Origin of the sequence: Pseudomonas sp. NPDC089918, from assembly GCF_050280605.1 — a bacterium.
GTDB lineage: Bacteria > Pseudomonadota > Gammaproteobacteria > Pseudomonadales > Pseudomonadaceae > Aquipseudomonas.
The window spans coordinates 303,863-328,995 of record NZ_JBNNVP010000001.1; the positions used below are offsets into that span (position 1 = coordinate 303,863).

The 25,133-nt window shown below is 58.6% G+C and carries 22 protein-coding genes; 15 read left to right on the forward strand and 7 right to left on the reverse strand.

The window, feature by feature from the left end:
• Positions 1-4 precede the first annotated feature (4 nt).
• From crcB to ACQKPC_RS01460, 4 genes are all read right to left on the reverse strand, one after another.
• Positions 5-379, reverse strand: coding sequence for a fluoride efflux transporter CrcB (crcB, locus tag ACQKPC_RS01445; RefSeq protein WP_008008558.1), 375 nt, complete (start codon positions 377-379; stop codon positions 5-7).
• Entirely contained in the window at positions 379-1,701 is a 1,323-nt protein-coding gene (locus tag ACQKPC_RS01450) for a replication-associated recombination protein A (RefSeq protein ID WP_008068335.1), read from the reverse strand. The genes crcB and ACQKPC_RS01450 overlap by 1 nt, the downstream gene beginning before the upstream one ends.
• A gap of 157 nt (positions 1,702-1,858) precedes the next feature.
• The gene (gene lolA / locus ACQKPC_RS01455; RefSeq protein WP_007904916.1) at positions 1,859-2,482 is read right to left on the reverse strand and encodes an outer membrane lipoprotein chaperone LolA; all 624 of its coding nucleotides are present in this window, start codon (positions 2,480-2,482) and stop codon (positions 1,859-1,861) included.
• Positions 2,483-2,550: 68 nt separating this feature from the next.
• Positions 2,551-4,956 (reverse strand): DNA translocase FtsK, encoded by a 2,406-nt coding sequence (locus ACQKPC_RS01460; RefSeq protein ID WP_253544878.1) that lies wholly within the window; start codon positions 4,954-4,956, stop codon positions 2,551-2,553.
• Positions 4,957-5,262: 306 nt separating this feature from the next.
• Here ACQKPC_RS01460 and trxB point away from each other — a divergent pair, with 306 nt between their 5' ends.
• The 4 genes from trxB (at position 5,263) to infA (ending at position 8,242) form a co-directional block, all read left to right on the forward strand.
• Complete coding sequence (trxB, locus tag ACQKPC_RS01465) at positions 5,263-6,222, forward strand: thioredoxin-disulfide reductase (protein ID WP_008068332.1); 960 nt, start codon at positions 5,263-5,265, stop codon at positions 6,220-6,222.
• Positions 6,223-6,289: 67 nt separating this feature from the next.
• A complete protein-coding gene (aat, locus tag ACQKPC_RS01470; protein WP_427622868.1) occupies positions 6,290-6,970 on the forward strand; it encodes a leucyl/phenylalanyl-tRNA--protein transferase in 681 nt (226 codons plus the stop codon).
• Positions 6,971-7,057: 87 nt separating this feature from the next.
• On the forward strand, positions 7,058-7,765 hold the full coding sequence (locus ACQKPC_RS01475) for an arginyltransferase (RefSeq protein ID WP_305446146.1): 708 nt from the start codon (positions 7,058-7,060) through the stop codon (positions 7,763-7,765).
• Positions 7,766-8,023: 258 nt separating this feature from the next.
• A complete protein-coding gene (gene infA, locus ACQKPC_RS01480) occupies positions 8,024-8,242 on the forward strand; it encodes a translation initiation factor IF-1 (protein ID WP_002553999.1) in 219 nt (72 codons plus the stop codon).
• A gap of 225 nt (positions 8,243-8,467) precedes the next feature.
• Here the strand turns inward: infA and clpA are convergent, their stop codons facing one another.
• Together clpA and clpS are read right to left on the reverse strand one after the other, a co-directional pair.
• On the reverse strand, positions 8,468-10,738 hold the full coding sequence (gene clpA / locus ACQKPC_RS01485) for an ATP-dependent Clp protease ATP-binding subunit ClpA (protein WP_007905018.1): 2,271 nt from the start codon (positions 10,736-10,738) through the stop codon (positions 8,468-8,470).
• A 30-nt stretch (positions 10,739-10,768) separates the two neighbouring features.
• Positions 10,769-11,131, reverse strand: a complete 363-nt coding sequence (gene clpS / locus ACQKPC_RS01490) for an ATP-dependent Clp protease adapter ClpS (protein ID WP_015094394.1) — start codon at positions 11,129-11,131, stop codon at positions 10,769-10,771.
• Between the two features lie 224 nt (positions 11,132-11,355).
• On the opposite strand from clpS, the gene ACQKPC_RS01495 reads away from it, so the two are divergent.
• Positions 11,356-11,637 (forward strand): cold shock domain-containing protein, encoded by a 282-nt coding sequence (locus ACQKPC_RS01495; RefSeq protein ID WP_427622869.1) that lies wholly within the window; start codon positions 11,356-11,358, stop codon positions 11,635-11,637.
• A 59-nt stretch (positions 11,638-11,696) separates the two neighbouring features.
• Here ACQKPC_RS01495 and icd read toward each other — a convergent pair whose 3' ends face one another.
• Positions 11,697-12,953 (reverse strand): NADP-dependent isocitrate dehydrogenase, encoded by a 1,257-nt coding sequence (gene icd, locus ACQKPC_RS01500; protein ID WP_007905029.1) that lies wholly within the window; start codon positions 12,951-12,953, stop codon positions 11,697-11,699.
• 493 nt (positions 12,954-13,446) lie between these two features.
• Between icd and ACQKPC_RS01505 the strand changes: the two genes are divergently transcribed.
• The 10 genes from ACQKPC_RS01505 to ndhC all read left to right on the forward strand — a co-directional run.
• On the forward strand, positions 13,447-15,672 hold the full coding sequence (locus ACQKPC_RS01505; RefSeq protein WP_427622870.1) for an NADP-dependent isocitrate dehydrogenase: 2,226 nt from the start codon (positions 13,447-13,449) through the stop codon (positions 15,670-15,672).
• A gap of 213 nt (positions 15,673-15,885) precedes the next feature.
• Positions 15,886-16,332, forward strand: a complete 447-nt coding sequence (locus ACQKPC_RS01510) for an NUDIX hydrolase (RefSeq protein WP_427622871.1) — start codon at positions 15,886-15,888, stop codon at positions 16,330-16,332.
• A 59-nt stretch (positions 16,333-16,391) separates the two neighbouring features.
• Positions 16,392-17,525 (forward strand): tRNA 2-thiouridine(34) synthase MnmA, encoded by a 1,134-nt coding sequence (gene mnmA / locus ACQKPC_RS01515; RefSeq protein WP_007905035.1) that lies wholly within the window; start codon positions 16,392-16,394, stop codon positions 17,523-17,525.
• The gene (gene hflD / locus ACQKPC_RS01520) at positions 17,522-18,145 is read left to right on the forward strand and encodes a high frequency lysogenization protein HflD (RefSeq protein ID WP_008068314.1); all 624 of its coding nucleotides are present in this window, start codon (positions 17,522-17,524) and stop codon (positions 18,143-18,145) included. The genes mnmA and hflD overlap by 4 nt, the downstream gene beginning before the upstream one ends.
• Before the next feature lie 127 nt (positions 18,146-18,272).
• Positions 18,273-19,643 (forward strand): adenylosuccinate lyase, encoded by a 1,371-nt coding sequence (gene purB, locus ACQKPC_RS01525; protein WP_123493780.1) that lies wholly within the window; start codon positions 18,273-18,275, stop codon positions 19,641-19,643.
• A gap of 86 nt (positions 19,644-19,729) precedes the next feature.
• A complete protein-coding gene (locus tag ACQKPC_RS01530) occupies positions 19,730-20,899 on the forward strand; it encodes a JmjC domain-containing protein (RefSeq protein WP_427622872.1) in 1,170 nt (389 codons plus the stop codon).
• Positions 20,892-21,317 (forward strand): GNAT family N-acetyltransferase, encoded by a 426-nt coding sequence (locus tag ACQKPC_RS01535; protein ID WP_007905044.1) that lies wholly within the window; start codon positions 20,892-20,894, stop codon positions 21,315-21,317. Before ACQKPC_RS01530 ends, ACQKPC_RS01535 begins: the two co-directional genes overlap by 8 nt.
• A gap of 235 nt (positions 21,318-21,552) precedes the next feature.
• The gene (locus ACQKPC_RS01540; protein ID WP_427622873.1) at positions 21,553-22,314 is read left to right on the forward strand and encodes a secretin N-terminal domain-containing protein; all 762 of its coding nucleotides are present in this window, start codon (positions 21,553-21,555) and stop codon (positions 22,312-22,314) included.
• 509 nt (positions 22,315-22,823) lie between these two features.
• A complete protein-coding gene (aceA, locus tag ACQKPC_RS01545; RefSeq protein WP_007905048.1) occupies positions 22,824-24,149 on the forward strand; it encodes an isocitrate lyase in 1,326 nt (441 codons plus the stop codon).
• 649 nt (positions 24,150-24,798) lie between these two features.
• A partial coding sequence (ndhC, locus tag ACQKPC_RS01550; RefSeq protein WP_427622874.1) for an NADH-quinone oxidoreductase subunit A occupies positions 24,799-25,133 on the forward strand: 335 nt, incomplete at its 3' end.

Sequence of the window (25,133 nt, forward strand, 5' to 3'; positions counted from 1 at the left end):
GTTATCAAAGTTTGGTCAAGGACAGGCCAGCCCAGGTGGCGAGCAGCCCGCCGAATACGCTGATGACCGCATAGCCCAGGGCCAGCGGCACTTGCCCGGTTTCCAGCAGGCGCACCGTATCCAGTGAAAAGGATGAAAAAGTCGTCAGCCCCCCGAGGAAGCCGACCATCAACCCGGCGCGCACCGCAAACGGTACCTCCGGGCGAATCAAAAACAGACCGTATAGAACGCCGATCAGCAAACAGCCCACGATATTAACGGCCAGCGTCGCGGTATAGAAGTGCCGCGGCCAATTCGCGTTGATCCAGTTACCGGTGGCGAAGCGCAATAGCGTGCCGGCGACACCGCCGACAGAAACGGCAACGATCAATGGAATCACTATTTTCTCCGCTGCCGGGGGCTTAGACGATCAAGCTGCGCGAGGTGATTAAGCTTTTCGCCGATTTTCAGTTCCAGGCCGCGGGGCACGGGCTGATAAAACCGTTGCGGTTCGAGCTCGTCCGGGAAGTAGTCTTCGCCAGCGGCGTAGGCATCCGGTTCATCGTGGGCATAACGGTATTCATCGCCATAACCCAATTGCTTCATCAACTTGGTCGGCGCATTGCGCAAGTGCAGCGGCACTTCGAGCGAACCATGTTCGGTGGCGCTGCGTATCGCGGCTTTAAAGCCCATGTACACCGCATTGCTTTTCGGCGCGCAGGCCAGATACGTAATGGCCTGGGCCACTGCCAACTCACCTTCTGGGCTGCCGAGCCGCTCCTGCACTTCCCACGCCGCCAGGCACAGGCTCAGGGCGCGAGGGTCGGCGTTGCCGATGTCTTCGCTGGCCATGCGCACCACGCGCCGGGCCAGGTACAGCGGGTCGCAACCGCCGTCGATCATCCGCGCGAACCAGTACAGCGCGCCATCGGGATTGGAACCGCGCACCGACTTATGCAGCGCGGAGATCTGGTCGTAGAAGGCTTCGCCGCCCTTGTCGAAGCGCCGACGGGTGTCACCGAGCAGACTTTGCAGCAGATCGACGCCGATTTCACTGTTGTCTTCGGCCAGGTCCGAGGCGTTTTCCAGCAGGTTGAGCAGACGCCGGCCATCGCCATCGGCGGCGGACAACAGCATCTGGAAGCCCTCGTCGCTGAGGGTCAGTTGCCGCTTGCCCAGCCCGCGCTCTTCGGTCAGCGCGCGATGCACCAGCTTGCGCAGGGCCGCTTCGTCGAGGCTTTTGAGCACATAGACGCGCGCCCGGGACAGGAGCGCGTTATTGAGTTCGAACGAGGGGTTTTCGGTGGTTGCGCCGATGAAAATCAGCGTGCCATCTTCAACGTATGGCAGGAACGCATCCTGCTGGGACTTGTTGAAGCGGTGCACTTCGTCGACGAACAGGATGGTGCGTTTACCGTACTGCCCGGCCTGCTGCTTGGCGACTTCCACCGCCTGGCGGATTTCCTTCACGCCGGCCAGTACTGCCGAAACCGTTTCGAAGTGCGCATCGGAGACTTCCGCGAGCAGCCGCGCCAACGTGGTTTTACCCACCCCCGGCGGCCCCCAGAAAATCATCGAATGCAGGGCACCCTGCTCCAGCGCTTCACGCAAAGGCTTGCCGCGAGCGAGCAGGTGTTCCTGACCGACGTACTCGTCCAGATTGGTCGCACGCAGGCGTGCGGCCAAGGGCTGAGCAATCGGGGCGCTGCGAAACAGGTCCATCACTACTTGCGAAACCTCACTGCCTATCAGTCAATAATTTGAACACCGCTGATCCCTGTGGGAGCGAGCCTGCTCGCGATGGCGGCATTACATTCAACATCAATGTTGACTGACCCGACGCTATCGCGAGCAGGCTCGCTCCCACAGGTTATGCGTCTTACTCCTGGATCACGTCCGCCCCTTTAGGGATGTCGAACTTGAACTTGGACGCCGGAATCGGCTCGTTGGCCTTCACGCCGGTGAACAGGATATTGGTGCGCTGACCGACGCTATCAATCAGTTGCATGTCATTGACCAGACCGTTGCGGAACGAAAGACGCAGGCTGTCGAACAGGGTGTCTTTGGTTTTCGGCTTCAGGGTGAAGTCGATCACGCCGCCGGCTTCCTTGGCACTGATGTCGAAGCTCTGGCTGATCTTGGATACATCACCGGACAACAACAGGGCCGGAGTCTGGGTCAGGCGCTGGTCGAGGGTCTTGATGGTGACCTGCTCCAGGTCCGGGTCCCACAGGGAAACCTTCTTGCCATCGGACACCATCAGTTGCTCTTGCGGCGCATCGGTGTGCCAGTAGAACAGGCCCGGGCGCTGCAAGGACATTTGACCGGCAGTTTCCTGCAACTGGGTGCCGCTGCCATCAAGAGTCAGCTGGGAGAAACGCGCGGTCAGGGTCTGGGATTTTTCCAGCAGTTGAGTCAGACGCGCCACGTCCTTGTCATCGGCGTGGGCCGAGAGCGTGGTCAAAGCCAGTACCGGCAGCAGCAACATGCGGATAAGACGCATGGGAGTCCTCATAAACATTCGTGGGAGTGCGGGCGGCGCCTCAAGACACCACCCCTTTCAAAACCGGATCAGTCACGCACCGGGCCAGGGGCCAGGACTTCACGCGAACCGTTGGTGTTCATGGATGTCACGACCCCGGCCATTTCCATGGCTTCGATCATGCGCGCCGCGCGGTTGTAGCCGATTTTCAGCTTGCGCTGAACCGCAGAGATGGACGCACGACGACTTTCCAGTACGAACTGCACCGCTTCGTCGTAGAGCGCATCGGTTTCGGCATCATCGTCACCGCCACCGCCGCCGTTTTCAAAGCCGCTACCGGCTTCTTCGACACCGGCGAGGATGTCATCGTTGTATTCCGGCGCGCCGCGCAGTTTCCAGGCTTCAACCACCCGGTGAACCTCGTCATCGGACACGAACGCGCCGTGAACACGAATCGGCAGACTGGTGCCCGGCGGCATGTACAACATATCACCGTGGCCCAGCAGTTGTTCGGCGCCGCCCTGGTCGATGATGGTCCGCGAATCGATCTTGCTCGATACCTGGAACGCCATGCGGGTCGGAATGTTCGCCTTGATCAGACCGGTGATCACGTCCACCGACGGACGCTGGGTCGCGAGGATCAAGTGGATGCCGGCCGCACGGGCCTTCTGGGCAATACGGGCGATCAGCTCTTCAACCTTCTTGCCGACGATCATCATCATGTCGGCGAATTCGTCGACGACCACGACGATGGTCGGCAGTTTTTGCAGCAGGGGTGCCTCGTCGTGGATGCTTTCGCGCTTGTACAGCGGATCGCTCAACGGCTCGCCGGCGTCCTGGGCTTCCTTGACCTTGGCGTTGAAGCCCGACAGGTTACGCACGCCCATTTTCGCCATCAGCTTGTAGCGCCGTTCCATCTCGGCAACGCTCCAGCGCAAGGCGTTGGCGGCGTCCTTCATGTCGGTGACCACCGGACACAGCAGGTGCGGAATGCCTTCGTAGATCGACAGCTCAAGCATTTTCGGGTCGATCATGATCAGCTTGGCGTCTTCCGGGCCAGACTTGAACAGAATCGACAGGATCATCGCGTTCACACCCACCGACTTACCGGAACCGGTCGTACCGGCCACCAGCAAGTGCGGCATTTTCGCCAGGTCGGTGATGACCGGCTTGCCGCCGATATCATGACCCAGGGCCAGGGTGACCGGGGACTTGAAGTTATCGTACTCGGGGGTCGACAAGACCTCGGAGAACCGCACGATCTGCCGGTCTTCGTTAGGAATCTCGATACCGACCGTGGTCTTGCCCGGAATCACTTCCACGACACGCACGCTGGTCACGGCCAGGGAACGGGCCAGGTCTTTCGCCAGGTTGGAGATGCGGCTGACTTTGACGCCGGCCGCGGGCTGGATTTCGTAACGGGTAATTACCGGGCCCGGGTGAATCGAATCCACCGAGACCTCGACGCCGAATTCCTTGAGCTTGATTTCCAGCAAGTGGCCGACGGCCGCGAGGGATTCAGGCGAATAATTGAGTTGTTTCTTTTCCGCGGGGTCGAGAATCGAGATCGGTGGCAAGGTGCCTTCCACGGCGCTGTCGACGAACAACGGCGCCTGTTTCTCTTTTTCCACGCGCTTGCTGGGAGCTGCCGGTTTGGGCGGAGCCGGGGCAATCACCGGAGGTACCTGCTTCTCGCGTTCGGACATGTGCTTGCTCAGGGCTTGCTCACGCTCGATCAGGCGCTCCTTGACCTTGGCCTGCTCGCGTTTGTCGGTGACGGTCGGCGCGACCACGTCATGCACGCGATCATCGACCTCACGCAACTGGGCAACCAGTTGCTTGCGTTCGACACGGGCCGCCCACCAGCGATTGGCCGCGCCCTGAAACAGTTCGAACAGATCAAGGGTGATCTTGCCGGTGACGTCCATCACCTTGAACCACGACAGGTCGGTGAACACTGTCAGGCCGAACAGGAACAGCGCGATGAACAATAGCGTGCTGCCCTGGATATTCAGCGCGTTCCGGGCCAGATCGCCGAGGCTTTCGCCCAAAGCGCCGCCCGCGCCGGCCGGTAGACCGGTCGCCGCATGAAAATGGATGTGGGCCAGCGCTGCACCCGACAGCACCAGAAACACCAGGCCGATCAGGCGCCAGGAGAACAACCAGCCGCTCCACTGCCACGGCTCATGGCGCTGGCGGAAGATCTGATACGCCTTGATCGCCAGCAGCAACGGAAAAATGTAGGCGAAGTAACCCAGGACCATGAACAGGATGTCGGCGCTGTAAGAGCCGGCCGGCCCGCCGAAGTTCTGCACATCGTCGATCTTGCTGTTATGGCTCCAGCCCGGATCGTCTTTGCCATAGGTCAACAAAGCCATCATCAGGAACAGGCACAAGGCGCCGATGGCGATCAATGCACCTTCCTTGAGCCGGTAGTGCAATTGCTGGCGCCAGAGCGGGACGACTGTTTTAGGTGCTGCGGTGGATTTCTTCAAAACGCTTCTTTTCCTGCGCCCATGGCGCGTCCATCTGTTGAATGACTATAAAAACTGCCCAATCCAGGCAGGTAAAAAAGTTAACAGGCGCAACTGGGACTACTTTTAACACTGCGCCCCGGTTTTTCGAAATACGGCACGCACCGCTTTTTTGATACAAACACTGTTACAAGCGAGCATTGTACGGGTTTGTTCACCCGATGCCATGCTTGAGACCCTTGGGTGCAGCATAGCCAACAGCACAGTACGCGCGGTCCAATTTGAGCATGCATTCTCTTTTGTGACAAAGGCTTATGAGGTGTTTTTATGACTGAAGCGAAGCATTCCCGCCTGATCATTCTGGGTTCCGGACCCGCCGGTTACAGCGCAGCCGTTTATGCCGCTCGCGCCAACCTCAAACCCGTTGTCATCACCGGCATACAGGCAGGTGGCCAGCTGACCACCACCGTCGAAGTCGACAACTGGCCCGGCGACGTCGAAGGCCTGACCGGCCCGGTACTGATGGAACGCATGCAAAAACACGCCGAACGCTTCGACACAGAGATCGTTTACGACCACATCCATACGGCCAAGTTGCAACAGCGCCCGTTCGAGCTTATCGGCGACAGCGGCACCTACACCTGCGATGCGCTGATTATCGCCACCGGCGCTTCGGCCCAATACCTGGGGCTGCCATCGGAAGAAGCCTTTGCCGGCAAAGGGGTTTCGGCCTGCGCCACCTGCGATGGCTTCTTTTACCGCAACCAGGTGGTCGCGGTGGTCGGCGGAGGTAACACGGCCGTGGAAGAAGCGCTGTACCTGTCGAATATCGCCAAGGAAGTCCACCTGATTCACCGTCGCGACAAACTGCGCTCGGAGAAGATCCTCCAGGACAAGCTCTTCGAAAAAGCCGCCAACGGCAATATCCGCCTGCACTGGAACCAGAATCTGGACGAAGTATTGGGCGATGCCAGCGGCGTGACCGGTGCCCGCCTGCGGCACAGCCATACGGGCGAAACCAATGACTTGCCGCTGGCCGGCGTATTCATCGCCATTGGCCACAAGCCCAATACCGACCTGTTCCAGGGCCAGCTGAAAATGCGCGACGGTTATCTGCTGATCAAGGGCGGCAGCGAAGGTGATGCCACTGCCACGGACATTGCAGGCGTGTTCGCCGCCGGTGACGTGGCCGATCATATTTACCGCCAGGCGGTGACGTCCGCCGGGGCCGGCTGCATGGCCGCGCTGGATGCCGAGAAGTATCTCGATGACATCCCCACCGTTTGACGGTTAACCTCCGCAAGGCGGGCTCAACGGCCCGCTACCGCCCTCCCCTTCTGCAAGCCCGGATGCCATGCTGACTTGGTTACAACGCAACACCCTGACCTTCCCGCCGCTGGAAAAAGCCATGCGCGACCCCAACGGGCTGCTGGCCGCGGGCGGCGATCTGTCCGCCGATCGTCTGATTCAAGCCTATCGTCACGGCTGCTTCCCGTGGTTCTCGGAGGGCCAGCCGATTCTCTGGTGGTCGCCGGACCCGCGCACGGTACTGTTTCCCGACGAACTGCATGTCTCCCGTAGTTTGAACAAACTGCTGCGCCAACAGCGCTATCAAGTGACCTTCGATCGGGATTTTGCCGCGGTCATCCGCGCCTGCGCCGCACCGCGCGAATACGCTGACGGCACCTGGATCACCCAAGAGATGCAGGATGCCTACGTCGAACTGCACAGGCGTGGTTATGCCCATTCAGTGGAGGTCTGGGACGATGGCGTGCTGGTCGGCGGGCTCTACGGCCTGGCTATGGGGCAGTTATTTTTTGGCGAATCTATGTTCAGCCGCGCCGACAACGCTTCCAAGTATGGCTTCGCCACCTTGGTGCGACACCTGAAAGACTCGGGTTTTGTGCTGATCGACTGCCAGATGCCTACCGATCATCTGCACAGCCTGGGCGCCCGAGCGATTCCCCGCCGCGAATTTGCCGGCTACCTTGCGCGGCACCTGGATCAACCGGGCCGCGCCACTTGGGTTTGCTGAGCGACATTGGCGCGTGTGGCTTACACTTAATGCGGGGAAACTCATTGAGAGCGCCCCCTAATCAAAAGCTTATCCCGAGGGTTGATCATGACCGAGTTGGCGCGTTTGAAGTTTTATGCCACTCAGCCCCACTCTTGCAGCTATCTGCCCGAGGAGCAGGCCACGACGCTGTTCCTCGACCCTAGTCAGCCCATGGATGTGCATGTCTATGCAGACCTGTCGGAAATGGGTTTTCGTCGCAGTGGCGATCATCTCTACCGGCCTCATTGCCAGCATTGCAATGCGTGCGTACCGGCGCGCATTCCTGTGGCGCAATTTACCCCCAACCGTCAGCAGAAACGCATTGTCAAACGCAATGCCGACTTACAGGTGCGTCCGGCCAGACCAAAGTTCAGCGAAGAGTACTTCGACCTTTATCAGCGCTACATCGAACAACGTCATGCCGACGGCGATATGTATCCGCCGAGCCGCGACCAGTTTTCGACCTTCCTGGTACGTGATCTGCCATTCTCCCGTTTCTACGAATTTCGTCTCGAAGGCCGCCTGCTGGCCGTGGCCGTCACTGACTTGCTGCCCAACGGCCTGTCGGCGGTCTACACCTTCTATGAACCTGCGGAGGAGCGTCGTAGCCTGGGGCGCTATGCAATCCTCTGGCAAATCGGCGAGGCCCGACGCCTGGGGCTGGAAGCCGTCTATCTCGGCTACTGGATCAAAAACTGCAAAAAAATGAGCTACAAGACCCAATATCGCCCTATCGAACTGCTGATTAATCAGCGTTGGGTCATCCTGAGCTAGTGCCCTGTCTCGCAAATACTGTTCCTTTTTGACGGCGTCTGTTGTCATCATGCTGCGTTGCCGCTCCTTGCCATAGCGGGCTATGACTCGTCGCGGCGCCTTGCCTGACGACAACAGCCACTCGCCAAAAGAGGAACGTATTTGTGAGACAGGACACTAACCCCTTGGCTTAAACCCCATTTTTCGGGCACAATGCACGCCGCTTTTGCCTGGCGCAGTTGCACCGGGCCATTCATTGGACACCGAGGGCTTTACTGCATGTCGAAAGAAGACAGCTTCGAAATGGAAGGCACTGTCGTCGACACCCTGCCCAACACCATGTTTCGTGTGGAGTTGGAAAATGGGCACGTCGTAACCGCGCATATCTCCGGCAAGATGCGCAAGAACTACATCCGTATTCTTACCGGCGACAAAGTGCGCGTCGAGCTGACGCCCTATGACTTGAGCAAAGGGCGCATCACCTACCGCGCTCGCTAATCAAGTCAATACAAAACGCCCGGCTATGCCGGGCGTTTTTGTTTGTGCGTGAATGCGGATCGTTCCCACGCTCTGCGTGGGAATGCCTCAACGGACGCTCTGCGTTCGGCTTTTGAAGGGACGCGGAGCGTCCCGGGCTGCATTCCCACGCGGAGCGTGGGAACGATCATGGCAGACAGCAAAAAGGCGCCAATCGGCGCCTTTCTGCTTTGTTGCGGTTTAACGTCAGGCCATTTCAGCCGTGGTCTCGAACTCGAAGGTCAGCTCGCCGTCCTTGAGGTCGATGTGTACCACACCACCATGGTCGGCCAGTTCGCCAAAGAGGATCTCTTCGGCCAGTGGACGCTTGATCTTGTCCTGGATCAAACGCGCCATTGGACGAGCGCCCATTGCCGTGTCGTACCCACTCGCTGCCAGCCAGCCGCGCGCTGCGTCCGTCACTTCCAGCTGCACGCGCTTGTCTTCCAGCTGCGCCTGAAGTTCGGTAAGGAACTTGTCCACCACGCTTTTGATGACCTCATGGCTGAGGCGACCAAACTGGATAATGGTGTCCAGACGGTTACGGAATTCCGGCGTGAAGCTCTTCTTGATCACTTCCATCGCATCGGACGAGTGGTCCTGATAGGTGAAACCGATCGAAGCACGCGCTGCAGTCTCGGCACCGGCGTTGGTCGTCATGATGACGATCACGTTACGGAAGTCCGCCTTGCGCCCGTTGTTATCGGTCAGCGTACCGTGGTCCATGACCTGCAACAGCAGGTTGAAGACTTCCGGATGCGCCTTCTCGATTTCATCGAGCAACAGCACGCAGTGAGGCTGCTTGGTGATGGCTTCGGTCAGCAAACCGCCCTGATCGAACCCGACATAGCCTGGAGGTGCACCGATCAGACGCGATACGGTGTGGCGTTCCATGTACTCGGACATGTCGAAGCGAACCAGCTCGACACCCAACGCCTTGGCCAGTTGCCGCGCGGCTTCGGTTTTACCGACACCGGTCGGCCCTGCGAACAGGAACGAACCGACTGGCTTGTCAGGCGACTTGAGGCCGGCACGGGACAGTTTGATCGCAGTCGACAGCGAGTCGATCGCCGCATCCTGGCCAAAGACCGTGAGTTTCAGGTCACGCTCAAGGTTACGCAGCAGCTCTTTGTCGGAACTGGTGACGTGTTTTGGCGGAATTCGCGCGATTTTCGCAACGATGTCCTCGACCTGAGGCACTTCGATACGTTTCACGCGCTTCTCGATCGGTTGCAGACGCTGATAGGCGCCCGCCTCGTCGATGACGTCGATGGCCTTGTCCGGCATGTGCCGGTCATTGATGTAACGCGAGGCCAGCTCCGCAGCGGCGCGCAGGGCTTCATCGCTGTATTCGATGTTGTGGTGCGCTTCGAAACGGCCTTTCAGGCCACGCAGGATGCCAATGGTGTCTTCCACCGAAGGTTCCGACACATCGACCTTCTGGAAGCGCCGAGCCAGGGCACGGTCCTTCTCGAAGATCCCACGGAATTCCTGGAACGTGGTCGAACCGATGCAGCGAATATCGCCCGAAGACAGTAATGGCTTGAGCAGGTTCGAGGCATCCATGACGCCACCGGACGCAGCGCCCGCACCGATGATGGTGTGGATCTCGTCGATGAACAGGATCGCCTGCGGACGTTTTTTCAGCTCATTGAGCAGCGCCTTGAAGCGCTTCTCGAAATCGCCGCGGTATTTGGTCCCGGCCAGCAAAGCCCCCAGATCGAGGGAATACACCACGCTGTTGGCCAGCAGATCCGGTACCTGGTTGTCGACAATGCGTTTGGCCAGGCCTTCGGCAATCGCGGTTTTACCCACGCCTGCCTCGCCCACCAGCAGCGGGTTGTTTTTGCGACGACGCGCGAGGATCTGCGCGACGCGCTCGACTTCCAGCTCACGGCCTACCAACGGATCGATACGACCCTGGCGCGCGAGTTCGTTGAGGTTGCTGGCATAAGCATCCAGAGGATTGCCTGAAGAAGAAGACTCACCGCCCTCGTCGTCCTGCATATCTTGTTCACCTTCAGAGTGATCGCCATGCCCTGGCACTTTGGAAATGCCATGGGCGATGTAGTTGACGACATCGATGCGCGCAACGCTCTGCTGTTTCAGCAGAAACACTGCCTGACTCTCTTGCTCACTGAAGATTGCGACCAGCACGTTAGCACCAGTCACCTCGCGTTTGCCCGAGCTCTGTACGTGAAAGACAGCACGTTGCAGTACACGCTGGAAGCCCAGGGTTGGCTGGGTTTCACGATCCTCGTCATGAAGAGGGATCAATGGCGTGGTGGAGTCGATGAACTCCTGCAGATCATGCTTGAGTTTGTCGAGGTTTGCGCCGCAGGCACGCAAAACGGTGGCGGCAGCCTCATTATCCAATAGGGCCAACAGCAGGTGTTCGACGGTCATGAATTCATGACGCTTCGAACGAGCCTCCTTGAAGGCAAGATTGAGGGTGACTTCGAGCTCGCGGTTTAACATAGCTTCACCTCATACCCAAGTGGTCGGCGATTAACCGTCCTTCTCGATTTCACAGAGTAGCGGATGCTGGCTTTCCCTGGCGTACTGGTTGACCTGCATGGCCTTGGTCTCCGCGATGTCGCGGGTAAACACTCCACATACTGCCCGTCCTTCTGTGTGGACGGCCAGCATGACCTTGGTCGCCAGCTCGCGATTCAGGTTAAAAAACACCTCGAGCACTTCGACGACGAAATCCATCGGTGTGTAGTCATCGTTGAACAAAACCACCTTGTACATCGGTGGCGCCTGTAGAGCAGGCTTAGCCTCCTGAACAGCAATGCCTGCGGAATCGTCGTCGTGTAAATCAGGGCGATCCTGATTGAATGTTAGTCGAATCTGGCTAATTGCATGCATGGAAAGAAAGGTTCGTCAGTTGTGCAAATACAGTGGTGGGGGCTGTTATGAACGTTTTCAACTCCGACTGCCCGGTCACCTTGACTATCGGAAAATCGGTGTTACAACCAATAGAGCCCACAGTGGGTAAAAAAGGTCCGCGGAGTCAATCTATTTGCAAGATTAGACTGCGGATTAACTGGATGATACTCCAGTGATGGAGTCTGTTGCAGAGGGATATGGGTATGGCTGTCGGTAAGGTGAAATGGTTCAACAATGCCAAGGGGTTCGGTTTCATTAACACCGACGCCAGAGAAGGTCGCGACGAGGATGGAAAGGAAATCGATTTCTTCGCCCACTATTCGGCCATTGTGATGGACGGATACAAGACCCTCAAGGCCGGACAAATCGTTAGCTTTGAGATCATTCAGGGCCCCAAAGGGCTGCATGCAGTAAAGATCGCGGCTGCCACCCCTTCGAACGAACAGAGCACCCCTGCCACCCGGCAAGAAACAGTGTCGAGCTGACGCAGCTCGTCATCCAGTCATAAAAAAACCGCCCGAAGGCGGTTTTTTTGTCAGCTGGTTTACATGTGCGAGATCAACGCATCACCAAACGCAGAAGACGACAGCAGTTTTGCGCCCTCCATCAGACGTTCGAAGTCATAGGTCACGGTTTTTGCGGAAATCGCGCCGTTGGTGCCTTTGATGATCAGGTCGGCCGCTTCGGTCCAGCCCATGTGACGCAGCATCATCTCGGCGGACAGGATCAACGAACCCGGGTTGACCTGGTCCTTGCCGGCGTACTTCGGCGCAGTACCGTGGGTGGCTTCGAACATGGCCACGGTGTCGGACAGGTTGGCACCCGGCGCGATACCGATACCGCCCACTTCGGCCGCCAGGGCGTCGGAGAGGTAGTCGCCGTTGAGGTTCAGGGTCGCGATTACATCGTATTCGGCCGGGCGCAGCAGGATCTGCTGGAGCATGGCGTCGGCGATGGCGTCCTTGACGATGACGTTCTTGCCGGTTTTCGGGTTCTTGAACTGCATCCACGGACCGCCGTCGAGCAGGGTCGCGCCGAATTCTTCAGCGGCCACTTCGTAGGCCCATTCCTTGAAGGCACCTTCGGTGAACTTCATGATGTTGCCTTTGTGCACGATGGTCAGCGAGTCGCGGTCGTTGTCGACCACATACTGCAGGGCCTTGCGCGCCAGACGCTTGGTGCCTTCCAGGGACACCGGCTTGACGCCGATACCGCAGTTTTCGTCGAAACGGATCTTGGTGACGCCCATTTCTTCTTTAAGGAACTTGATGACCTTGGTCGCTTCCGGCGAACCGGCTTTCCATTCGATACCGGCATAAATGTCTTCCGAGTTTTCACGAAAGATGGTCATGTCGACATCGCCTGGCTTCTTGACCGGGCTCGGTACGCCTTCGAACCAGCGCACAGGACGCAGGCACACATACAGGTCGAGTTGCTGACGCAGGGCCACGTTCAGCGAACGGATGCCACCGCCGACCGGGGTGGTCAGAGGGCCCTTGATGGAAACTACATAATCCTTGACCGCGTCCAGGGTTTCCTGAGGCAGCCAGGTGTCCTGATCGTAAACCTGAGTCGCTTTCTCCCCGGCGTAGACTTCCATCCAGGAAATTTTGCGCTCGCCGCCGTAAGCTTTCTTAACAGCAGCATCGACAACCTTGATCATGACCGGGCTGATATCAACGCCAATACCATCGCCTTCGATGAAGGGGATGATCGGGTTGTTAGGAACATTGAGAGAATGGTCTGCGTTGACGGTGATTTTGTCGCCGACGGCTGGAACCTGAATCTTCTTGTATCCCATGCTGTACTCCATTGTTTGGATTGAACATCTGGCTGCGTTCGAGCGTACCCCAGTTAAATCGGCGCGCAAACCCTATGTTCCACCCATCTGCCGCAAAGCTGCACAGTTCGCGACGTACAAGCCTGAAAGCAAAGGGAAAAGCGCCAAACTCAAGCACGGCGAACGACTCTACGCGTCGCACTCACCTGCGACCTTTAGACCAATGGACGAAAAACGTTGCATATGAACCATCGGCAGATTGCCAGCTACCTATGTATAATGCCGCCGCTGACCACAGAGTCACGACGGCCGACCGCTCTATTACAAGACGTTGGGCCCGAATAAGCCGGATTGTTACCGCAGTCCACCCGCTTGACGCTCGACTGATGCACCCAACATCACCGCGAAGAAAACTCGACATTCGGCTCATGGATGACTTTGAACGAACGCGCTTACCCGGCGCCCCTCGAGTTTCTGCGCACGCTTTAGCAAAGAAGAGAGAGTTAATCCGAATATGCCCACCCGCTCGAAGATCATCTATACCTTCACCGACGAAGCCCCAGCCCTCGCCACCTATTCACTGTTGCCTATCGTAGAGGCTTTCACCGCCTCGGCTGATATCGCCGTTGAAACCCGCGATATCTCTCTTGCAGGGCGCATTCTGGCCAGCTTCCCCGAGCAATTGGGTGACAAAGCCGTAGCCGACCACCTCGCCGAACTGGGCGACCTGGCCGTTACGCCTGAAGCCAACATCATCAAGCTGCCGAACATCAGCGCTTCGGTTCCGCAACTGCAGGCCGCGATCAAAGAGCTGCAAGCCCAGGGCTTCGCACTGCCGGACTACCCGGAAACCGTGACCAGCGATGCCGACAAGCTCGCCAAGTCGCGTTACGACAAGATCAAGGGCAGCGCCGTAAACCCGGTTCTGCGCGAAGGCAACTCTGATCGTCGTGCACCGCTGTCGGTCAAGAACTACGCGCGCAAGCACCCGCACAAAATGGGCGCCTGGGCCAAAGACTCCAAGTCCCACGTCGCTCACATGAGCACCGGCGATTTCTACGGCAGCGAAAAAGCCGCCCTGATCGACGCCGCTGACGCCGTCAAAATCGAACTGATCGCTCAAGACGGCACCACCACCGTCCTGAAAGAAAAAACCACCGTGCAAGCCGGTGAGATTCTCGATTGCGCAGTCATGAGCAAAAACGCGCTGCGCAGCTTCATCGCAGCCGAGATCGAAGACGCCAAGCAAAAAGGCGTGTTGCTGTCGGTTCACCTGAAAGCCACCATGATGAAGGTCTCCGACCCGATCATGTTCGGCCAGATCGTTGCCGAGTTCTATAAAGACGCCCTGGCCAAGCACGCTGACGTGCTGGCCCAGATCGGCTTCAACCTGAACAACGGCATCGGCGACCTGTACGCTCGCATCAAAGCCCTGCCGGCTGAGCAGCAAGCTCAAATCGAAGCGGACATCCAGGCGGTCTACGCCGTTCGTCCGTCGTTGGCCATGGTCAACTCCGACAAAGGCATCACCAACCTGCACGTGCCGAGCGACGTCATCGTCGACGCTTCGATGCCGGCAATGATCCGTGACTCCGGCAAGATGTGGGGCACTGATGGTCAGCTGCACGACACCAAGGCTGTGATCCCGGATCGCTGCTACGCCACCATCTACCAGGCGGTGATCGAAGACTGCAAGGCTAACGGCGCCTTTGATCCAACCACCATGGGCAGCGTGCCAAACGTTGGCCTGATGGCGAAGAAAGCCGAAGAGTACGGCTCCCACGACAAGACCTTCCAGATCAAGGCAAACGGCGTGGTTCGGGTTTCCGACAGCGCTGGCCGCACTCTGCTGGAACAGTCGGTTGAAGCCGGCGACATCTTCCGCATGTGCCAGACCAAAGACGCGCCGATCCAGGACTGGGTCAAACTGGCCGTCAACCGTGCTCGCGCAAGCGCAACTCCGGCGATTTTCTGGCTGGACCCAATGCGCGCCCACGACGGCGTAGTGATCGAGAAAGTTCAGGCCTACCTGAAGGATCACGATACCGCAGGCCTGGACATCCGCATCATGTCGCCTGTCGACGCGATGAAGTTCACCCTGGACCGCACCCGTGAAGGCAAGGACACCATCTCGGTGACCGGCAACGTATTGCGCGACTACCTGACCGACCTGTTCCCGATCATGGAACTGGGCACCAGCGCCAAGATGCTGTCGATCGTGCCGCTGATGAACGGCGGTGGTCTGTTCGAAACCGGCGCCGGCGGTTCGGCACCGAAGCACGTTCAACAGCTGCTGGAAGAAAATTTCCTGCGCTGGGATTCCCTGGGCGAGTTCCTGGCCCTGGCTGCCTCCCTCGAGCATCTGGGTGTTACCTACAACAACCCTAAAGCGCTGGTGCTGGCCAAGACCCTGGATCAGGCCACCGGCCAGTTCCTGGACAACAACAAGTCGCCATCGCGTAAAGTCGGCAACATCGACAACCGCGGCAGCCACTTCTACCTGGCGCTGTACTGGGCACAAGCCCTGGCCGCCCAGACCGAAGACGCTGCACTGCAAGCGCAGTTCGGCGAACTGGCCAAAACCCTGACCGAGAACGAAGCGACCATCGTTGCCGAGCTCAACGCCGTGCAGGGCAAGCCAGTGGACATCGGCGGTTACTACCACGCCAATGCCGAGCTGATCAGCAAGGCCATGCGCCCGAGCAACACCTTCAACGCCGCGATCGCTGCGTTGGTTTAAGGTTGTAAGGGAACATCACAAACCCCGGCCTCGTGCCGGGGTTTGTGTTTGTGGCGTTCATACATATTTATCTGTCAGAACCCGAACCTGTGGGAGCTGGCTTGCCTGCGATGGCGGTTTATCATTCAACATTGATGTCGACTGACCCACCGCCATCGCAGGCAAGCCAGCTCCCACAGGATCGGGTTTCAACATTCAAATTGAGGAAGTCTTATGGACTGGCTACCCCACATCACCGTCGCGACCATCGTCGAAGACAATGGTCGCTTCCTGATGGTCGAAGAATCCAAGCACGGACAAACGGTACTCAACCAACCCGCCGGCCATCTGGACCCGGACGAAACCCTGATCGACGCCGCCGTGCGTGAAACCCTCGAAGAAACCGGCTGGGACGTCGAGCCGACCGGGGTGGTGGGCATTTATCTCTACACCGCCCCGAGCAATGGCGTGACTTACCAGCGGGTCTGCTTCACCGCAAAACCGCTCAAACACCACCCGGATTATCAGCTGGATGACGGTATCGTCGGCGCAAAATGGCTGACGCGTGACGAACTGCTGCAACAGCGCGCAAACTGGCGCAGTGAGCTGATCATCCGCTGTATCGATGATTATCTGGACGGTAAACACTTCAGCCTCGAGCTGATCCGCCCTTCTCTTTAGCCTTGCAGGCTTGAGCCTGCTAGAATCGCGTCCTTTTTCAAGACACTCATTGAATCCCTATGCGTGATCCAGCCCCTTCTGACACACAAAAGAAGCGCGTTATTGTCGGCATGTCCGGCGGCGTGGACTCTTCCGTTTCCGCTCTCCTGCTGATCGAGCAGGGTTATGAGGTGGAAGGCCTGTTCATGAAGAACTGGGAAGAAGACGATGGAACCGAATACTGCACCGCCATGGATGACCTGGCGGACGCTCAGGCCGTGTGCGACAAGATTGGCATCAAGCTGCATACCGCCAACTTCGCCGCCGAATACTGGGACAACGTGTTCGAACATTTCCTGGCCGAGTACAAGGCCGGTCGAACGCCGAACCCGGACATCCTCTGCAACCGCGAAATCAAGTTCAAGGCGTTCCTCGATTACGCCATGATGCTCGGCGCCGACCTGATCGCCACCGGCCACTACGTGCGCCGCCGCGACATCGATGGCCGCACCGAATTGCTCAAGGGCCTGGATCCGAACAAGGACCAGAGCTACTTCCTGCACGCCGTCGGCGGTGAACAGATCGCCAAGACCCTGTTCCCGGTCGGCGAGCTGGAAAAACCCGAAGTGCGCGCGATTGCCGAGAAACACGACCTGGCCACCGCGAAGAAAAAGGATTCCACCGGAATCTGCTTTATCGGCGAACGCCGCTTCAGCGACTTCCTCAAGCAATACCTGCCGGCCCAGCCGGGCGAGATCAAGACCACCGAAGGTGAAGTCATCGGCCGTCACCACGGCTTGATGTACCACACCATCGGCCAGCGTCAGGGCCTGGGCATCGGCGGCCTGAAAGACGCCGGTGACGAGCCGTGGTATGTGCTGATCAAGGACCTGGAACACAACGAGCTGATCGTTGGCCAGGGCAATGATCACCCTTATCTGTTCTCCCGCGCCCTGCTCGCTTCGGACATCTATTGGGTCAACCCGATCGATTTGACCGAGCCACGCAAGCTGACCGCCAAGGTGCGTTATCGCCAGAGCGACCAGCCTTGCACGCTGGAAAAGACCGCCAGCGGCTACCGCGCGACCTTCGATGACCCGCAACGCGCAGTCACCCCGGGTCAATCCGTGGTGTTCTACGACGGTGAAATCTGCCTCGGCGGCGGCGTGATCGAAGTGGCCGAACCCTGGACCAGCAAGGGTCAGCGTTCATGAGCCCGACTCAAGAGCAACTGACGGCCCTGGGCGGCGTGTTTCTCGCCGCCGTACTGGTCGACAAGATCGCCAAGAGCGGCCAGACCAACGAAGCCGGCCTGACCTGCATGCTCGGCAGCCTGTTGATTCGCGACCCCAAGGACACGCTGGAAGTCTATGGCGGTGACGACATCAATCTGCGTGAAGGCTACCGCGCATTGATCGGCGCCCTGGAGCGCGACCCCAGCACCCTTCAGCGCGAACCTCTGCGCTACGCCCTGGCGATGCTGGGGCTGGAGCGTCAGCTGGCCAAGCGCGACGACATGCTGGAAGTGATCGGCAAGCGTTTGCCGCAGATTCAGTCCCAGGTCGAACACTTCGGCCCGGCTCACGAAAACGTGATCGCCGCCTGCGGTGCGCTGTATCAGGACACCCTGAGCACCCTGCGCCAACGGATTCAAGTGCATGGCGACATGCGCAACCTGCAGCAACCGAGCAATGCCTCGAAGATCCGCGCGCTGTTACTGGCCGGAATTCGATCGGCGCGCCTGTGGCGGCAGTTGGGCGGTCATCGCTGGCAGTTGGTGATCAGCCGGCGCAAGCTGCTTAAAGAGCTTTACCCGCTGATGCGCAGCAGCTGAACCGCGCCCGCAATACCGTTTTGTAGTCAGTAACGCGTAATACGCCGGTCAGTTGGCAACGGACCGGCGGATTTTTTCATGTATGATACGCGCCCCATTTCGTTGCCCGACTGTCCGAGAACACCCCATGCAGCTCTCTTCGCTCACTGCGGTTTCCCCTGTTGACGGCCGCTACGCCGGCAAAACCCAGGCCCTGCGCCCAATTTTCAGCGAATACGGTCTGATCCGTGCTCGCGTTCTGGTTGAAGTGCGCTGGCTCCAGCGCCTGGCCGCTCACCCTGCCATCAGCGAAGTGCCGGCGTTCTCTGCCGAAGCCAACGCGGTGTTGAACACCCTGGCGGAAAACTTCTCTCTGGAGCACGCCGAGCGTGTCAAAGAGATCGAGCGCACTACCAACCACGACGTCAAAGCCATTGAGTACCTGCTCAAAGAGCAAGCGGCCAAGCTGCCGGAACTGGCTGCCGTCAGCGAATTCATCCACTTTGCCTGCACCAGCGAGGACATCAACAACCTGTCCCACGCCCTGATGCTGCGCGAAGGCCGTGATGACGTGATGCTGCCGCTGATGCGCCAGACCGCCGAAGCCATCCGTGAACTGGCGATCCGTTTCGCTGACGTACCGATGCTGTCACGCACCCACGGTCAACCGGCATCGCCGACCACCCTGGGCAAAGAGCTGGCGAACGTGGTTTACCGCCTGGAGCGTCAGATCGCTCAAGTCGCCGCCGTTCCGCTGCTGGGCAAAATCAACGGCGCTGTCGGCAACTACAACGCTCACCTGTCGGCCTACCCTGAGATCGACTGGGAAGCCAACGCCCGCGCCTTCATCGAAGACGAGCTGGGCCTGGGCTTCAACCCGTACACCACACAGATCGAACCGCATGACTACATCGCCGAGCTGTTCGACGCGATCGCGCGCTTCAACACCATCCTGATCGACTTCGACCGCGACATCTGGGGCTACATCTCCCTGGGTTATTTCAAACAGCGCACCATCGCTGGCGAAATCGGTTCCTCGACCATGCCGCACAAGGTCAACCCGATCGACTTCGAAAACTCCGAAGGCAACCTCGGGATCGCCAACGCACTGTTCCAGCACCTGGCGAGCAAGCTGCCGATCTCCCGCTGGCAGCGCGACCTGACCGACTCCACCGTACTGCGCAACCTCGGTGTCGGCTTCGCCCACAGCGTGATTGCCTACGAAGCCAGTCTCAAAGGCATCAGCAAACTGGAGCTCAACCAGCAGAAGATTGCTGCTGACCTGGACGCGTGCTGGGAAGTATTGGCCGAGCCGATCCAGACTGTGATGCGCCGCTACAACATCGAAAACCCGTACGAGAAATTGAAAGAGCTGACTCGCGGCAAGGGCATCAGCCCTGAAGCGCTGCAGACCTTCATCGATGGCCTGGACATGCCTGCGCAAGCCAAGGCCGAGCTGAAACTGCTCACCCCGGCCAACTACATCGGCAACGCTGTAGCGCAAGCCAAACGCATCTGATCGACCGCTTTACCCGTTTGAGACGCCCGGCAGCGCCGGGCGTTTTTATTCCCGTCTGAAAAGTGCTTTTTTTCAATAGGTTACACATGAATCCTGACATTCCTCTTCAACTTCTGGGCGGCATCACGGCGCGCGAATTCCTGCGTGACTACTGGCAGAAAAAACCCCTGCTGATCCGTCAGGCGATCCCTGATTTCGAAAGCCCGATCGACGCCGACGAACTGGCCGGCCTTGCGCTGGAAGAAGAAGTCGAATCGCGCCTGGTAATCGAGAACGGCGAGCGTCCTTGGGAATTGCGCCGTGGTCCGTTCGCCGAAGACGAATTCAGCAAACTGCCGGAACGTGACTGGACCCTGCTGGTTCAAGCGGTCGACCAGTTCGTGCCGGAGGTCGCTGAGCTGCTGGAGAACTTCCGCTTCCTGCCGAGCTGGCGCGTCGACGATGTGATGATCAGCTTCGCCGCCCCGGGTGGCAGTGTTGGCCCGCACTTCGACAACTACGATGTGTTCCTGCTGCAGGGCCACGGCAAGCGCAACTGGAAAATCGGCCAGATGTGCGATTCCGAGAGCAAGCTGCTGCCACACGCGGACCTGCGCATCCTCGCCGACTTCGAAGCCACCGATGAGTGGGTTCTGGAGCCGGGCGACATGCTCTACTTGCCGCCCCGTCTGGCTCACTGCGGTGTGGCCGTTGACGACTGCATGACTTACTCGGTCGGTTTCCGTGCACCGAGCGCCTCTGAAGTGCTGACTCACTTCACCGACTTCCTCAGCCAGTTCCTGACCGATGAAGAGCGCTACACCGATGCCGACGCCCTGCCGGCGGTCGATCCACACCAGATTCAGCACGACGCCCTTGATCGCCTGAAAGCTTTGCTGGCCGAGCACATGAGCGACGAGCGCCTGCTGCTGACCTGGTTCGGCCAGTACATGACCGAGCCGCGTTACCCGGAACTGGTCGTCGGCCCGGAAGAAGTCGAAGAAGAAGACTTTCTCGCCAGCCTGGAACAAGGCGCGGTGCTGATCCGCAACCCGAGCGCGCGCCTGGCCTGGTCTGAAGTCGATGATGACCTGCTGCTGTTTGCCAGCGGCCAGAGCCGTTACCTGCCGGGCAAACTGCGCGAACTGCTGAAGATGATCTGCGCCGCCGATGCGCTGCACGTCGACAACCTTGGCGAGTGGCTGAACGACGAAGACGGCCGCGGCCTGCTGTGTGAGCTGGTCAAGCAAGGCAGCCTGGGGTTTGCTGATGAATAAAATTCACGTACGTGTCGCAGACTGGCAAAAGGATAACGCCGAGATCCGGCGCATTCGTGAGACGGTGTTCATCGCTGAGCAATCCGTTCCGCCTGAGCTGGAATGGGATGCTGATGACGCAACGGCAGTCCACTTCCTGGCCTTTGAAGGCGACTTCCCGATCGGCACCGCTCGGCTGTTGCCAGATGGTCACATCGGCCGGGTGTCGGTGCTGAAGGACTGGCGCGGCTTGAAAGTCGGCGATGCGCTGATGCAAGCGGTGATCGGTGAAGCCGAAGAGCGCGGACTGAAGCAGCAGATGCTGAGCGCGCAAGTGCAGGCCACGGCGTTCTATGAGCGTTTGGGCTTCAGCATGGTCAGTGAGGAATTCCTGGAAGCCGGGATTCCGCATGTGGACATGGTGCGTCACTCCGCCTGAATCCCTGTAACTGATCGTTCCCACGCTCCGCGTGGGAATGCCTCTTGGGACGCTCCGCGTCCCCTCGCGGCAGTGACGCGGAGCATCACAGGCTGCATTCCCACGCGGAGCGTGGGAACGATCACGCCCCGCCATCCTCGGATGTCGGGGCGTTTTGCTGTCTACGATTCAACTTGCCCCACCGCAGGCCGACAAACTGGCAATATCAAGACTTTAAAGGCCGGAGATAACGGATATGTCCCTACGCACCCTGCTCACCACGCTGCTGCTGACCTGCAGTTTTTCGGTCATGGCCGCCACCGAGATCGTGCCCTTGAACTATCGCACCAGCGCCGACCTGTTGCCGGTGGCGCAGAATTTCATTGGCAAGGACGGCCAGGTCAGCGCCTATGGTAATCAGCTCATCGTCAACGCAGAACAGCGCACGATCGACGAACTTAAGGCCTTGATCAGCCAACTCGATGTGGCCGCCAAGCGCTTGCTGATCACCGTCGATACCAACGAAAACAACTTCCAGGGTGATCAGGGTTATTCGGTAAACGGTGCCAAGCCGAGCCAGACTCGCATCATCAACCGCAGCACCGACAGCCGCAACGGCGGTATCCAGCAGGTTCAGGCCAGCGAAGGCACACCGGCGCTGATCCAGGTCGGCCAGAGCATGCCGCTCACCAGCACCCAGACCGACAGCTATGGCGACCTGCGCAGCCAGACCGAATACCGCAATGTCACCCAAGGCTTCTACGTCACCGCGAGCGTCACCGGCGACATCGTTCATCTGGCAATCAGTACTAACCGTGACCGGATGAGCCAGGAACGTCCTGATGTAGTGAATGTGCAAAGTACCGACACAACTGTCACGGGTCGACTGGGTGAATGGATCACCCTGGCCGGCGTGAACCGCCAGACTCAGGCCGACAAACAGGGCCAGACCCGCAGCTACTCGACTCAGGGCCGGGACGACATGACCCTGCGGGTGAAAGTCGATACTTTGGACTAAACCACCGAAAACTGACTGATTAGTCGTATTAGACCAAAGATGTAGTGCTTAAAAAAAAGCACTACAAAACGTTTGACGAGCCAAAAAAGCAAAGGCATGATGGCCTCGCTCCCGCTAATCAGAGGCCCTGGCAAGGGCTTTCGAGTTGCTGTTCGCACCTACCCCGCGAGCCGATTCGTGTCTGTACCGCCCACAAGGTGTGTTTGACGAGGTTGCCGACTGGAACGAAGTTGTCCCGAGGGACGGAAGCGTAATTAGGTAACCCGGCTCCACACTGAAGTTCGCACCAAGGCCCACGACGCCCGAATGCGCTCGCCAGTTCGCCCTTACCTGCTCACTTCCCCTCGAGCCCATCGTTCATCCCGTCGCCATCCCCGCCGAACCCGACTTGACCGCCTAAGCTTCTGGTCAGCGAGCAGCCTTTACGCCCCTTTAAAATGCGTATTTGGCACGCAGGAATTGTCCACCCAGAACCACTTTCGATTAAAGACGCGACGAGGTTTATCCCCATGGCACTGACACGCGAACAGCAAATTGCAGCCCTCGAAAAAGATTGGGCTGAAAACCCGCGCTGGAAAGGCGTGACACGCAATTACTCCGCTGCTGACGTCGTCCGCCTGCGTGGCTCGGTTCAACCTGAGCACACCTTTGCAAAAATGGGCGCCGACAAGCTTTGGAACCTGGTAACCCAGGGTGCCAAGCCGTCCTTCCGTCCTGAGAAAGATTTCGTCAACTGCATGGGCGCCCTGACCGGCGGCCAGGCTGTGCAACAAGTCAAGGCCGGTATCCAGGCGATCTACCTGTCGGGCTGGCAAGTAGCTGCGGACAACAACTCCGCCGAATCGATGTACCCGGATCAGTCGCTGTACCCGGTGGATTCGGTTCCGACCGTGGTCAAGCGCATCAACAACTCGTTCCGTCGCGCTGACCAGATCCAGTGGAAAGCCGGCAAGAACCCGGGCGACGAAGGCTACATCGACTACTTCGCGCCGATCGTGGCTGACGCTGAAGCCGGTTTCGGTGGCGTACTGAACGCTTACGAGTTGATGAAGAGCATGATCGAAGCAGGCGCCGCCGGCGTTCACTTCGAAGACCAACTGGCTTCCGTGAAAAAATGCGGCCACATGGGCGGCAAGGTACTGGTTCCTACCCAGGAAGCTGTGCAGAAGCTGACCGCTGCTCGTCTGGCAGCTGACGTTGCCGGTACACCGACCATCATCCTGGCCCGTACCGACGCCAACGCTGCCGACTTGCTGACTTCCGATTGCGACCCGTATGACCAGCCATTCGTGACTGGCGAACGCACCCAGGAAGGTTTCTACAAAGTGCGCGCCGGTCTCGACCAGGCCATTGCTCGCGGCCTGGCCTACGCGCCGTTCGCCGACCTGATCTGGTGCGAAACCGCCAAGCCGGATCTGGACGAGGCTCGTCGCTTCGCTGAAGCGATCAAAAAGGAATACCCGGACCAACTGCTTTCGTACAACTGCTCGCCTTCCTTCAACTGGAAGAAAAACCTGGACGACGCGACCATCGCCAAGTTCCAGCGCGAACTGTCCGCCATGGGTTACAAGCACCAGTTCATCACCCTGGCCGGCATTCACAACATGTGGCACAGCATGTTCAACCTGGCGCACGACTACGCCCGCAACGACATGACTGCCTATGTGAAGCTGCAAGAGCAAGAGTTCGCTGACGCTGCCAAGGGTTACACCTTCGTGGCTCATCAGCAGGAAGTGGGCACCGGCTACTTCGACGACATGACCACCGTGATTCAAGGTGGCACGTCCTCGGTAACCGCGCTGACCGGTTCGACCGAAGAAGAACAGTTCCACTGATCTGCTTCGCCTGAGTAAACGGCCGTTGCGGACCGAGTAAAAGCTAACCGCAGCGCTGCATATCTGACGCCCCGACTGGTTCGGGGCGTTTTTTTGCCTGCGATTTTTTGACCACTGCAAAACCCTGTGGGAGCCGGGCTTGCCCGCGATGGCGACCTGCCAGTCAACATCTACTGCGTCTGATACACCGCCATCGCGGGCAAGCCCGGCTCCCACAGGGAACGCGTCAACCCACAAAATCCTGCGAAAAACATTGATCCAGAGCAGTTTCATGACCCGGAAAATCAGGTAAAACGACCGTGCTCGCTACTTGCAGTAACGCGCATATAAGACAACTTCCCAGCCACTCACCCGTTAAACAGTTTAAAAACTGTGACAAATAATATTGATTATCATTTAGCGGCAAGTATGTTCGTTACATTCCCTACAAAACATATTTGACAAAACCCCCGCTAATGCCCGAGCGGCATGGGCTACAGGGCTTTGGAGGCACGCTATGTCCTTATTCTTGTAAATAATTTCGCTATCTGAATTTTACTTGCTCGGTGTTTAGCCATAAAATCACCGCGATTGATTGCTGCGACATATCGTCACTGCTTTGTTTCTTTTCAAGCTCAGAGACCTTTGCTCTCTGTTAAGGATTTCCAGCATGCCCGAAGCGACCGGACTCATGGCCCACAACTGGGGCTTTGCCATTTTCCTTCTGGGTGTCGGCGGCCTTTGCGCCTTCATGCTCGGCGTCTCCAGCCTCCTCGGGTCAAAAGCCTGGGGCCGCAGCAAAAACGAACCGTTCGAGTCCGGCATGCTACCTACCGGTGGCGCCCGCTTGCGGCTCTCTGCCAAATTCTATCTGGTCGCGATGCTCTTCGTGATCTTCGATATCGAAGCAGCACTGCAGACCAACCTTGAAGCTGCCGAAGAAATCGCCCGTCAGTTGCGCTTGCGCGACATCGGCGGCCTGATCGTCATCGACTTCATCGACAT

What these genes read in the sequence shown, in the direction of transcription:
- ACQKPC_RS01505 (WP_427622870.1), top strand. Translation starts at nt 13,447, where the DNA reads ATGCCCACCCGCTCGAAGATCATCTATACCTTCACCGACGAAGCCCCA.
- purB (WP_123493780.1), top strand. Translation starts at nt 18,273, where the DNA reads ATGCAGCTCTCTTCGCTCACTGCGGTTTCCCCTGTTGACGGCCGCTAC.
- aat (WP_427622868.1), top strand. Translation starts at nt 6,290, where the DNA reads ATGCTGACTTGGTTACAACGCAACACCCTGACCTTCCCGCCGCTGGAA.
- mnmA (WP_007905035.1), top strand. Translation starts at nt 16,392, where the DNA reads ATGCGTGATCCAGCCCCTTCTGACACACAAAAGAAGCGCGTTATTGTC.
- ACQKPC_RS01495 (WP_427622869.1), top strand. Translation starts at nt 11,356, where the DNA reads ATGGCTGTCGGTAAGGTGAAATGGTTCAACAATGCCAAGGGGTTCGGT.
- infA (WP_002553999.1), top strand. Translation starts at nt 8,024, where the DNA reads ATGTCGAAAGAAGACAGCTTCGAAATGGAAGGCACTGTCGTCGACACC.
- ACQKPC_RS01475 (WP_305446146.1), top strand. Translation starts at nt 7,058, where the DNA reads ATGACCGAGTTGGCGCGTTTGAAGTTTTATGCCACTCAGCCCCACTCT.
- icd (WP_007905029.1), bottom strand. Translation starts at nt 12,953, where the DNA reads ATGGGATACAAGAAGATTCAGGTTCCAGCCGTCGGCGACAAAATCACC.
- ACQKPC_RS01450 (WP_008068335.1), bottom strand. Translation starts at nt 1,701, where the DNA reads ATGGACCTGTTTCGCAGCGCCCCGATTGCTCAGCCCTTGGCCGCACGC.
- lolA (WP_007904916.1), bottom strand. Translation starts at nt 2,482, where the DNA reads ATGCGTCTTATCCGCATGTTGCTGCTGCCGGTACTGGCTTTGACCACG.
- ACQKPC_RS01510 (WP_427622871.1), top strand. Translation starts at nt 15,886, where the DNA reads ATGGACTGGCTACCCCACATCACCGTCGCGACCATCGTCGAAGACAAT.
- aceA (WP_007905048.1), top strand. Translation starts at nt 22,824, where the DNA reads ATGGCACTGACACGCGAACAGCAAATTGCAGCCCTCGAAAAAGATTGG.
- clpA (WP_007905018.1), bottom strand. Translation starts at nt 10,738, where the DNA reads ATGTTAAACCGCGAGCTCGAAGTCACCCTCAATCTTGCCTTCAAGGAG.
- ACQKPC_RS01530 (WP_427622872.1), top strand. Translation starts at nt 19,730, where the DNA reads ATGAATCCTGACATTCCTCTTCAACTTCTGGGCGGCATCACGGCGCGC.
- trxB (WP_008068332.1), top strand. Translation starts at nt 5,263, where the DNA reads ATGACTGAAGCGAAGCATTCCCGCCTGATCATTCTGGGTTCCGGACCC.
- hflD (WP_008068314.1), top strand. Translation starts at nt 17,522, where the DNA reads ATGAGCCCGACTCAAGAGCAACTGACGGCCCTGGGCGGCGTGTTTCTC.
- ACQKPC_RS01535 (WP_007905044.1), top strand. Translation starts at nt 20,892, where the DNA reads ATGAATAAAATTCACGTACGTGTCGCAGACTGGCAAAAGGATAACGCC.
- clpS (WP_015094394.1), bottom strand. Translation starts at nt 11,131, where the DNA reads ATGCATGCAATTAGCCAGATTCGACTAACATTCAATCAGGATCGCCCT.
- ACQKPC_RS01540 (WP_427622873.1), top strand. Translation starts at nt 21,553, where the DNA reads ATGTCCCTACGCACCCTGCTCACCACGCTGCTGCTGACCTGCAGTTTT.